Source organism: Thermococcus sp., from assembly GCF_027008145.1.
GTDB lineage: Archaea > Methanobacteriota_B > Thermococci > Thermococcales > Thermococcaceae > Thermococcus.
Map to the genome: position 1 here is coordinate 20,823 of NZ_JALTCZ010000085.1, position 9,780 is coordinate 30,602.

Below are 9,780 nucleotides of genomic sequence, written 5' to 3' on the forward strand. Positions count from 1 at the left end.
CACTACGGCATACTCTATCACGTCTGCTTTTAACTTTTTTAGTGCAAAAAGGAAAAATCAGTGGAGGGCGAACTCGCCAACGAAGGCGGAACTTGAGATCGTGTCCCCGATTCCAACAGTTGATTTCGGCTTCATCACTATCTTCGTTGGAATGAAGGCGAGCTGGTAGCCGTTGACTTCTGCTATGCCGTTCTTCATTCCGTATTCCTTTACCAGAGCATCCTCGACCGGTTTGGCCTTCTCGTTCACTGGAACATCCATGGCCCTAATCACGTCATCTATCGAGCGGACGTCGCCGAGCTTCGCCTTTGCGGCAGCGGCCAGAGCCGAGAAGAGCAGTGCATCGCGAACGAACTCACCCCTGTAGTCCGTCAGCGCGAGATAGTAGCCGTAGGTGTGGAAGTGTATCCTCCTAACACCTGTCCTCTCGGCCAGCTTGATCATTGCCTCCGTGACGGCTATCGGGTCAACGGGATCCCGGGCGAGGAGCTTCTCGGCAAGGCTTTTTTCACCCATAACATCCATAACCGAGGCCAGCTCAACCTCGTTCAGACCAACACTCCAGAACTTCCCGAGTAACCCGAGGAGGGCCTTCCTAACTGTCTCATCCGGAGTGAAAGCGAACTCAAGATGAACCGGAATTTCCAGCTCGTTAAGAGTCTCAAGGTGCCCCTCGATGACTTCCAGTGGTTCCCGGTAGTTCTCAGCCGTCAATGCTTGAAGGCCACTGATTATTGCCAGCTCAACGCCCTCAGCTATTTCCCCAAACCTCTCCTTGAATTCAGCCCTTATGTAGACGTTGGGGTTGTAGTCGTCGGCCGAGCCTATGAAGCGGTTCTCCCTCGGCGCTTCAACCTCAAAGACCCTAAAGCCGCGCGGAAACTCGTAGATGTAGTGAAGGCAGTTCTCTTCGTCGCCGGCAAAGTCCCTCGGGTGGACGAACCTCAATTTTCCGTTTTCAGCCTTCGGGGTGTATATCGGCCCCCCCTTAAAGAGGCTCGCCTGGAGGTTAGAAAGCTGGGGGATGTGGACTATAACAGGGACTCCGTAGGCACCGCCGAGAAGGTTGGCCATTATTCCTGCCTGCCCGCCCATCCTCAGCTCGTCCCAGCCCCAGCGTTTCATGTAGAAGCGAGTTGAACAGCTCTCAACGAAGAGCTCCGCGGCTTTTCCCCGCTTGACGCTCCAGAGGATTGAGCCGAGGAGCTGGGGCACGTTCTCTATTCTCCCGGGGAGGGAGTCAATGTACCGGAAAACTTCATCCTTTCCGGCCTTCTCAACACGCTCTTCCAGGTCTTTCCGCCCCAGATACTTGACCGCATCAATGTTCGTGTTGTAAGCTAGGAGAACCCTACCGGTGTTACCGATGCTACTTTTAACCCTCTCAAAGACAGAAGCATAAAGCTCACCCCACAACACATATATCACCGGGAGTGAAAAAAGAGGGGAGAACTAATAAGGGTTTCGATCACTTCCAGCGCGGGTTGTCAATGAGCTTAACTTCCCCGTTTTCTTCCACGACGAGCTTGGCGAAGCCCTTCTCCTTTATCGAGCCGTAGTCATGGCCGGCATCAGCGGGGTAAACCGCGAGGAATATAAATGGCTCATCTCCCGTGTTGACGGTTCTGTGAGCCCAGTAGGGCGGGACGTAGACGACCGTTCCAGGCTCCATCGGAACCCATTCAACTTCCCCTTCCGGTGTCTGGAGGAGCATTCCTCCCTTTCCGCTGAGAGTGTAGTATATCTCGGCCCTGTCTGGCTTCGCGTGGAAGTGCCCTTTGGTGAAGAAGAACTCCCCACCAACCCTGCCAGGGTAGAGAACTGTTGTCGCGAAGTTGAGGTCGCCGTCCCTTTCCTCCTGCTCCACAGCATAGACCTCGTAAACAACAGGGTCATCCTTGAGGAGCTCATTATAGGCCTTCCCATCGTAGAAGTAGCCCTTGAGGTCGCTGAGCTTCCGGACGAGCTTTTTTGCCCCAGGGATTACTCCCGTCTTAAGGTCTATTCTAACTCCAATGGGCCTCTTGTATGCCATACCCATCACCTGAGAAGACTACACGGTAGATTATTTAACCTTTCCCTTCTGTATCACCGGGAGGGATATATCACTTCGCAGGCCTGACTTCGATCTTCTTGCCTATGACGAGCTCGGCGGCCCTAACGGCTGCACCACCGCTTCCAACGGCTATCCTGACCTTGTCAGCCGGGACGTAAACGATTATCTTGTCGTCGGTTTCCTCTACCTTCAGAATCTCAACGTTGAGCATCTTCCTCAGCCTGTCCCTCATAGCAATCCCCACGAAATCTGGTAAAAGGAGAATATAAAAGTAACTACGCCCTCCCGAGGAGCCTCTCAATGCCGGCTTTATGCCCGAGGCCCACAACCGCTATGACCTTTGGCCGCTTTACGCCCGCCGAGAGGAGGGAGTCCACTATCGCCATCAGGTTCCCCGCCATTACCTCGTTCCTCTCCTCGACAAGGACGCGGTAGAGGTAGGGGTAGCGCCTTCTGAACTCAAGCATCATCCAGCGGTACTCCTCAAGGGGGTCCCCCAGCTCCGACTTGAGCGGGAGGAAGACCGAAAGGCCCTCAAGGGCAAGGAGGAGCTTTTCCCTGAGGGGAGCCTTTGAGAGCTTCGCGAGGATGATGTTTATATCCTCGTCTATAAGGTAGAGGGGCACCTTAAGGGCCCTCACTGCCTCTATCGCACCTCTCATCTCTCCCCCGGGGGCCATGCCGAAGGTTTCGCCGAGCCTCTCTTCTATCTTTGCGAGGGCATAGTTTATCAGCCCCTTTCTGCCGAGGCGCAGGGCATCCCCCATGGTAAAGACAACGTTCTCAGTCATGGCCAGAAAGCGGGCCCTGTCGAGCTCGACGGCGACGGCGGTGGGCCTCTCCTCAAGGATTGTCCTCACAACCTCCTCCCTGCTTTTGGGTGAGACGTGCATCGTGCCTATCAGCTTCACGTAGCGCAGGTAGTTCATCTCGACTCCTCCACCAGGTTTCTAATCTTCCATCTACCAAACTTAAAGGTTAGCACGTCAAAGTCATGGGGCACTATAAAATCGACCTCCGTGCATACCCTCCGGGACTCTTCCAGATACTCCTCGTAGGTGTAGCGGACGGCCCTGTGGAAGAGTGCTAGGAGCCTTACCTTCGCCCTTCTCGCGGTTTCACAGGCCTCCTCAACGGTTGAGTGGTAGCTCTCACCCCTGTCCTCAGGGGAAAGGTACGTCGCCTCGTGGATGAGCAGGTCTGCCCCCTCCGCGAAGAGCCTGACCCTTTCACAGGGTTTTGTGTCACCAGTGTAGACTACCTTAACGCCTTTCCTCCTCGGCCCCGTCACGTCCTCAAGGCGAACCAGACGGCCATTGAACTCTATTTTGCCCTCCCTCTCAAGCCTTCCCAGTACCGGCCCGGGCCTGAGACCGAACTCGGCCAGCTTCTCCGGCAGAAACTTTCCCCGTTTATCCTTCTCCCTAAAGACGTAGCCGAGAGCTGGAACGCCGTGTTCTACCTTGAAGCTCCAGATTTCGTAGTTCCCGAACCTCAGCCTCGTCTCGCCGAGCTCGTGGACGTGCACCTCAAAACCGGGCATGAAGAAACCGCTGTTGAGGAAGTTCTGGACGAACTCGAAGGTGTACTTCGGGCCGTAGATGTGGAGGGGCCTTTCCCGGTTCCAGAGGTTCATTGTCTGTATCAGCCCACCGAGGCCAAGGTAGTGGTCGCCATGGAAGTGGGTTATGAAGATTTTGTTGACCTTCATTGGGCTGAGCCTTGCCGTGTTCATCTGCCTTATCGTGCCCTCACCGACGTCGAAGAGTATGACTTCCCCGCGATACCGGATTGCTATGGCCGGAACGTTCCTCTCGCGCGTGGGCATTATCCCGCCCGTTCCAAGGAAAATTACCTCCAAGTTCTCACCCATAATAGTGGGGAGCAAAGGGTTAAAATATTCGACGCCCTAAACCTGGGGGGTGTAACCATGAAGGAGATACTGAAGGCCATCGAAGAAAAGGACGTTGAAAAGGTCAGGAGACTCCTCTACTATCGCGTGGATGACCTAAGCGATGAAGAGCTGAGGGAAGTCCTTGAGAAGGCGGAGAAGCTTGCCCTAGAAGCCAAGGACTGGGAGCTCTACAAGCTCGTCCTCTACTACTACCACGAGGTTCTCAACGAGGACAGGATAAACGAGTTCGAGAAGCTCGCCAAAGAGAGCGAAGAGTTTGAACCGAAGTTCCACCTGGCAGACCTCTACTACCTCATAGGGGACTTAGAAAAGAGCCTGGAACTCTTCAGGGCCCTGCTTGAGGAGGAAGTCGCAAATGGCAACATCGGCCATGCAGCTAGTATATACTACAGCATGGCGATGATACACGAGGAGCTCCAAGAGTATGAGAAGGCGCTCCAGCTCATAGAAAAGGCCAGAGAGCTCTACGAGAAGCTCGGAGACGAGAAGGAACTCCTGAGAATAGAGATACACAGGGGGTACATTACATTCGAAGCCGGCGATACATACAGGGGCAAGGCTATAATAGCCGGCGTCCTCCCAAAGATACTCAACGAGGACGAGCTCCTTGTTGAGGCCCACCTGAGCTTTGAAGAGATGTTCGAGGAGGTCGAGAACTACGAGGCCGCTTTGCAGGAGTGTCTCTACGCCCTCATAAGGGCCAGAGGGACGGATTACGAGGACATAGCTTTCAGCTCGCTCATGGACGTCCTATGGCAGCTCTTCCTTGAGGACGACTTCGAGACGGTTTACCTGAATGTGGACACCTTTAGCGAGGCCCTTCCGGAGCTGAGGGACTTCTTCGAAGCGGTCAAAAAGCTGGCCCTCTTCAAGGACGGGAAAGTTGAGGAGGAGGAAGTTAAGAAGGACGTGGAAAAAGTAAAGGATCCGCGTCTCCTTGAAATGCTCGAACTGCTCGGCGAGGCCGAGCTTTAGAGGAGAAGCACGACTGGAATCCCCCTTATTTCTTCTATCTCTACCCTAACGCCGTAAACGGTCTCGAAGAGCTCCTCGCTCAGAACCTCCAGGCCACCGTCGGCCATTACCTTCCCGTCCTTCATGAATATGAAGCGGCCGGCGAAGCGTATCGCAAGGTTTACGTCATGCATAACCACTATCGAGAGCCCCCCGTCTCTCGCGAACTCTCTCGCGAGGCGCATGACCTCTAGCTGACTCTTCAAATCGAGGTTGTTCGTCGGCTCGTCCATCAGAAGGATTTTTGGCTCCTGAGCCAAGGCTCGGGCTATGCTGACCTTCTGGAGCTCGCCGCCGCTTATCTCGTTCGCCCTCTTGAGAGCAAGGTCTCCTATCCCAAGCCTCTTGAGGATGGAGTCAACAACGGCGATGTCCTCCTTTGAGGGCGTTAACCCCATATAGGCCCTCCTGCCGAGAAGGACCGTATCGAAGACCGTCATGAAACCGGCACTGATTCTTTGGGGCACGTAGGCGAGGAGCCTCGCCAGCTCGTTGGGTTTATAGTCTGTGACTGGCCTGTCAAGTATTCTAACGCCACCGCACTTTAGGATTCCCGCCAGACAACGGAGGAGCGTGCTCTTTCCGGCACCGTTCGGACCAAGAATCGCTAGGAACTCCCCTTCATCGGCCTCGAAGCTAACGCCCCTGAGCACCTCACCCCTGCCATAGGAGAAGTGAAGGTTCCTAACCTTTATCATCTCCTCCCCTCCATCCTCACGAGGAGATATATGAACGTCGGGGCCCCAAGGAAAGAAGTTATGACACCAACAGGTAGGTTCATAGGCGAAACTATGAGCCTAGCGACGGTGTCGGCCGAAACCAGAAGGAGCGCCCCGGCCAGAGCAGAAAGCGGAATCAGGAAGCGGTAGTCGCCACCAGCAATGAGCCTCATGGAGTGCGGTGCTATGAGGCCTATGAAGCCGATTACCCCAACAAAGGCGACGGTTACCGAGGTTATGAAGGCAGAGAGGAAGGTTCCGATGAGCCTCTCGCGCTCTATGTTAACCCCAACGCTCCTCGCTATCTCATCGCCCAGTGTGGAGGCATTTAAATCCCAGCGCTTGAGGAAGAAGTAAGCGAAGACCAGTGTGAAGGAGACCGCCATTATTGTGTTCTCCCCCCAGGTTGCCCTCGCGAGGTTCCCGAAACTCCAGTAAACCATCGCCGAGAGTTGGAGCTCGTTTGCGAAGTACTGAACGAGAGCTGTTAGGGCTATGAAGAGCGAACTCATTGCAACACCGGCTAGAACTATCGCTTCAGGCGAGAGGCTCCTAAGCCTAGCGAGGATCAGTATAACGAGGGTTGCGCTTATCGCACCGAGGAAGGCGAAGAGGACGACAGCGTAGGGGTTGCTGAGGAAGATCTGACCGGAGTTCAGGGTGTAGCCAGCCCCAAGGATTATCGCCAAGGATGCTCCAAACATTGCACCGTTCGAGACACCCATGGTGAAGGGCGTCGCCAGCGGGTTCCTGAGGTAGCCCTGAAGGACGGCTCCGGCAACACCCATCGAGGCCCCGACGAGGATTCCTGCCACTATGCGGGGGAGTCTTATGTCGAGGACGACGAGCCTCTCGTTCCCGCTCCCGCCCGTAAAGAGAACCCTGACGACATCGCCGAGGGGGATTTTGTAGGGGCCGAGGGAGAGGGAAGCCATAAAGACAGCTAACAGGGCGAGGAAAAGGGAAAGGCCGATGAGGAATCTCCTCCTGACGTAGGAGCCGTAGTCCATGGCCATCACGGGCTGATCGGCAGGCCGTAGCTAACGTTGCCGTTTTCGAGGTTTACCCTCCCAAAGCCACCAAACTCCTTGGCGAGTTCTCCGTAGACCGGCTTCCCGACGAGGAAGGTGAATATCTCATTGGCCTTCTTTACAGGGTCGATGCTCTTAAACCTACTAGGATAGATAACCTTCCCGATGTAATATGCGTCCGCCATAGCTATGCCAATGTTGGTGTTGTAGAAGTTGTAGGGCAGGACGCCGTAGACGTGGCCCTCCTTGACTGCCCTAAGGGAGTTGTAGAAGTCCGGGTTGTTCTTGTAGTCGTCGAGGATAATCTTTAGGCCACCTTCGTCTACGAAGAGGTAGTCAGGGTTTGCCTTGAGGAGCCATTCCTTGTCGACTTGAACCCAGCCGAAGTTCGTGCTCTTAAGGTCAGAAGCGACGTTGTTGAGGTGAAGAACCGTGAAGGGGGCATAATCAGTGAAGGTGCTCGTTATCCCGTGAGCCCCCTTGAAGCCGACGCCACCGACGTAAACGGTCGGGCTCTTCAGGCCCTTTGTGAGGTTTTCAAGGTAGGCCTGCTGGCTTTCGATGAACCTTATAACTTCTTTCGCGCGCCTCTCCCTTCCGAGTATCTTTCCGGCCAAGAGGAGGGAGTTGAAGAATGCCCTGTCGGTGAAGTTTTCCAGCGTCCCGTAGCTGAGCACAACCACCGGAATTCCAGTTTTCTCCTGAACTTCATCCGCCATCTGCCTGCTCACGAAGACCATGAAGATGACCTGAGGGTGAACCTTGAGGAGGGCCTCAAGGTCTGGCATCTTACCCGGCCCCCCGGGGCCGATTACGGGCAGTTTCAAAAGCTCCGGATGGGCAAGAATGTAGGGCCTGCCGTAGGGGAAGCGCTTCTCGAACTCCTCAATTCCAACCACCTTCTCAGTGGCGTTGAGATAGACAAGAATCCTGAGGGCACCGGGGCCGACAGCCACCACGCGCGTGACGTTGGCCGGCACCTTTACACTCCTTCCCAGTGCGTCCGTAACAGTGGTGTAGGTGAGGCCCTTGGTTGCATTTGGAGTTGGAGAGCTTGAGGAACCCCCCGAAGTGGATGTCCCTACACAGCCCGCCGCTACAACAACCAGAACCATCAGGAGAACACCGAGGAGCCTTCTCACTGGTATCACCAGTACCAAAAAGAGTAGCACATTTTTAACGGTTTCGGTTTACCAATGTTATCAACCCGAGGTTCAAAGCCCTGAGATGACGTCCCTGACCCTTACCCTCCCGACCTTAACGACCTTAACCCGCGCCGAGTCGAGTATAAGCTTTCCCTTTGGACAGTCAACGCGAGTCACAAGAACATCCGCCCCGAGATCCACAACAAAGAGGGCAACCTTAGAGCCCGCACCGTGGGGCTCGCTCCTGTAGGGGTTTTCTATCACCTTAACGTCCTTTACCTTTCCTCCCTCAAGCTCCACCACCGTAAAAGTCTCGGCCCTAACCAGACTCTCGTGAACCTCGTCATCCAAGCCTCCCTTTGAAGTTGGCACAACGACCTTCATAGAATCACCGGGGATAATCTATGAAACAGTTTTTAAGCTTCATCCCAAAGAAAAGCCGGTAGTTCCATGGAGAGACCTGGGTACAGGGCAGAACTTGAGTGGGACGGCAACGTCGGGAGCACCGCGAGGGTAAGGGAGTTCACCTTCAAAATCGACACGAACACCGACGGCCGCAACGCCGGCCCGAACCCGACTGAATACCTCCTTCCTTTCGGCCATAGGGGGCTGCTTGACCGTCAACTGGGGGAGGCTCATCAAGAAGATGCGCCTCAACGTCGAGGAGATGAGCATCAAAGTTAGAGGCTGGAGGAACCTCAAGGAACCCCGGCTTCAAGATATTAGCTACCGCGTTAGGGTTGTGACCGACGAGCCGGAGAGGAAGATATTCCGCGTCAAGGAATTGGCCGAGAAGTATGGGACTGTTTTCAACACCGTCGGGAAAGAGAAGATAAGGGGCGAAGTCGAGATAATCCGGCGTGAAAGCTCCTGATGTTTCTTACCATTCGTCGTCTTCTTCCAGAAGTTCATACTTGTAGAGGTCTCTTTTGAGCTCTTCAACTGCTTTCGTGATGTCGTTCTCATCCTTAGCCCCTGAAACCACAACTTTTCCACTGTTGAAGATGAGTATGGTCATTCTAGAGTTCCTGACCCTGTAAACCACCCCGGGAAATATCTCCGGCTCGTACTCAACGTTGGGTAGCGTTAGCGCTATTTCATCGAGTTCCACTCGTCCGAGGCCAATGTCCCCTGCGGCCACGACGTTCTGAATGGTTATCTCCGGTTCCCCTCTGAATTTTAGCCCGAGGGATTCGAGCTTTCTTTTGAGTTCCTCGGTGGCCTGTTTTATGGTTTCAAGGCTCTTTGCACCGGTACAAACGAGCTTTCCGGAGTTAAAGATAAGAAACGTCACGCCGAAGGATTCCATCTTGTAAGCTGCCCCCGGGAATATCGACGGGTCATAATGAACCGGGTCAAGCTCACTGGCAATCCTGTTAACGTCAATATTCCCGTGAAGGTCAATGGAAGCCACCACGTTCTCAACTTGGAGCGACATTGATCCCACCGCTCAGGGGTGGAAGCACCACACCTTAACTTTAACGGAAGTATCTGCTCACGTGAACCTCCTTTCCAGTACTTTCTTGTGGACTGCAACCCCCGCGAGGAAGAAGGTAGCGCCGAATAGAATTAGCATCCCGAAGTCGGTCCATAACGGGAGGTAGCCTTCTCCGAAGGAATGCCTCAGGGCATCAACGTAGTAGGTTAAAGGAGAGACGTAGGAGATGAGCCTTCCGTAAGGTGGCAACTTCTCAAGGGGCACGAAGATACCGCTTATGAAGAGGAGAGAGAACTTGACGAGGGAGGAGAGCATCATTACGTCGGCAGGAACGTCCGTCGGCGGGTAAGAAGACATTAAAACCGTCATAGCTGAGAAGGTTCCGACCGCGAGGAGAGTAGCGCTCAGAAAAACCACCATTCCCGGAACGGCAGAGAGGTATAGCATCGCGGGAATCGCTAT

At 54.4% G+C, this 9,780-nt stretch carries 13 protein-coding genes; 2 read left to right on the forward strand and 11 right to left on the reverse strand.

Going from position 1 to position 9,780, the window contains the following annotated elements; translation table 11 throughout:
• Positions 1 to 57 precede the first annotated feature (57 nt).
• From MVD07_RS04270 to MVD07_RS04290, 5 genes are all read right to left on the reverse strand, one after another.
• Positions 58 to 1,419 carry an ADP-specific glucokinase gene (locus MVD07_RS04270; RefSeq protein WP_297499062.1) on the reverse strand — a complete coding sequence of 454 codons (1,362 nt, stop codon included), beginning with the start codon at positions 1,417 to 1,419 and terminating at the stop codon, positions 58 to 60.
• A gap of 49 nt (positions 1,420 to 1,468) precedes the next feature.
• Positions 1,469 to 2,035, reverse strand: a complete 567-nt coding sequence (locus MVD07_RS04275) for a glucose-6-phosphate isomerase (protein WP_297499064.1) — start codon at positions 2,033 to 2,035, stop codon at positions 1,469 to 1,471.
• Positions 2,036 to 2,105: 70 nt separating this feature from the next.
• Positions 2,106 to 2,288: a KH domain-containing protein gene (locus MVD07_RS04280; protein WP_297499050.1), complete on the reverse strand. Its 183-nt coding sequence runs from the start codon at positions 2,286 to 2,288 to the stop codon at positions 2,106 to 2,108.
• A gap of 43 nt (positions 2,289 to 2,331) precedes the next feature.
• Positions 2,332 to 2,985 carry a TraB/GumN family protein gene (locus MVD07_RS04285; RefSeq protein ID WP_297499051.1) on the reverse strand — a complete coding sequence of 218 codons (654 nt, stop codon included), beginning with the start codon at positions 2,983 to 2,985 and terminating at the stop codon, positions 2,332 to 2,334.
• Entirely contained in the window at positions 2,982 to 3,917 is a 936-nt protein-coding gene (locus MVD07_RS04290) for a ribonuclease Z (protein ID WP_297499052.1), read from the reverse strand. The genes MVD07_RS04285 and MVD07_RS04290 overlap by 4 nt, the downstream gene beginning before the upstream one ends.
• Positions 3,918 to 3,986: 69 nt before the next feature.
• Here MVD07_RS04290 and MVD07_RS04295 point away from each other — a divergent pair, with 69 nt between their 5' ends.
• Positions 3,987 to 4,946 carry a tetratricopeptide repeat protein gene (locus tag MVD07_RS04295; protein ID WP_297499053.1) on the forward strand — a complete coding sequence of 320 codons (960 nt, stop codon included), beginning with the start codon at positions 3,987 to 3,989 and terminating at the stop codon, positions 4,944 to 4,946.
• Here the strand turns inward: MVD07_RS04295 and MVD07_RS04300 are convergent.
• From MVD07_RS04300 to MVD07_RS04315, 4 genes are all read right to left on the reverse strand, one after another.
• Entirely contained in the window at positions 4,943 to 5,683 is a 741-nt protein-coding gene (locus MVD07_RS04300; protein WP_297499054.1) for an ABC transporter ATP-binding protein, read from the reverse strand. The two genes, MVD07_RS04295 and MVD07_RS04300, sit on opposite strands and share 4 nt — an antisense overlap.
• A complete protein-coding gene (locus MVD07_RS04305) occupies positions 5,680 to 6,714 on the reverse strand; it encodes an iron ABC transporter permease (protein ID WP_297499066.1) in 1,035 nt (344 codons plus the stop codon). The genes MVD07_RS04300 and MVD07_RS04305 overlap by 4 nt, the downstream gene beginning before the upstream one ends.
• Before the next feature lie 5 nt (positions 6,715 to 6,719).
• Positions 6,720 to 7,877 (reverse strand): iron ABC transporter substrate-binding protein, encoded by a 1,158-nt coding sequence (locus MVD07_RS04310; protein ID WP_297499068.1) that lies wholly within the window; start codon positions 7,875 to 7,877, stop codon positions 6,720 to 6,722.
• A 72-nt stretch (positions 7,878 to 7,949) separates the two neighbouring features.
• Positions 7,950 to 8,264, reverse strand: coding sequence for a NifB/NifX family molybdenum-iron cluster-binding protein (locus tag MVD07_RS04315; protein WP_297499055.1), 315 nt, complete (start codon positions 8,262 to 8,264; stop codon positions 7,950 to 7,952).
• Between the two features lie 229 nt (positions 8,265 to 8,493).
• On the opposite strand from MVD07_RS04315, the gene MVD07_RS10940 reads away from it, so the two are divergent.
• Positions 8,494 to 8,754: an OsmC family protein gene (locus tag MVD07_RS10940; protein WP_366078456.1), complete on the forward strand. Its 261-nt coding sequence runs from the start codon at positions 8,494 to 8,496 to the stop codon at positions 8,752 to 8,754.
• A 6-nt stretch (positions 8,755 to 8,760) separates the two neighbouring features.
• On the opposite strand, the gene MVD07_RS04325 is transcribed toward MVD07_RS10940, so the two are convergent.
• Both MVD07_RS04325 and MVD07_RS04330 read right to left on the reverse strand, forming a co-directional pair.
• The gene (locus tag MVD07_RS04325; RefSeq protein WP_297499056.1) at positions 8,761 to 9,318 is read right to left on the reverse strand and encodes a TATA-box-binding protein; all 558 of its coding nucleotides are present in this window, start codon (positions 9,316 to 9,318) and stop codon (positions 8,761 to 8,763) included.
• A 57-nt stretch (positions 9,319 to 9,375) separates the two neighbouring features.
• On the reverse strand, positions 9,376 to 9,780 hold a 405-nt coding region (locus MVD07_RS04330), incomplete at its 5' end, for an ABC transporter permease (protein WP_297499057.1).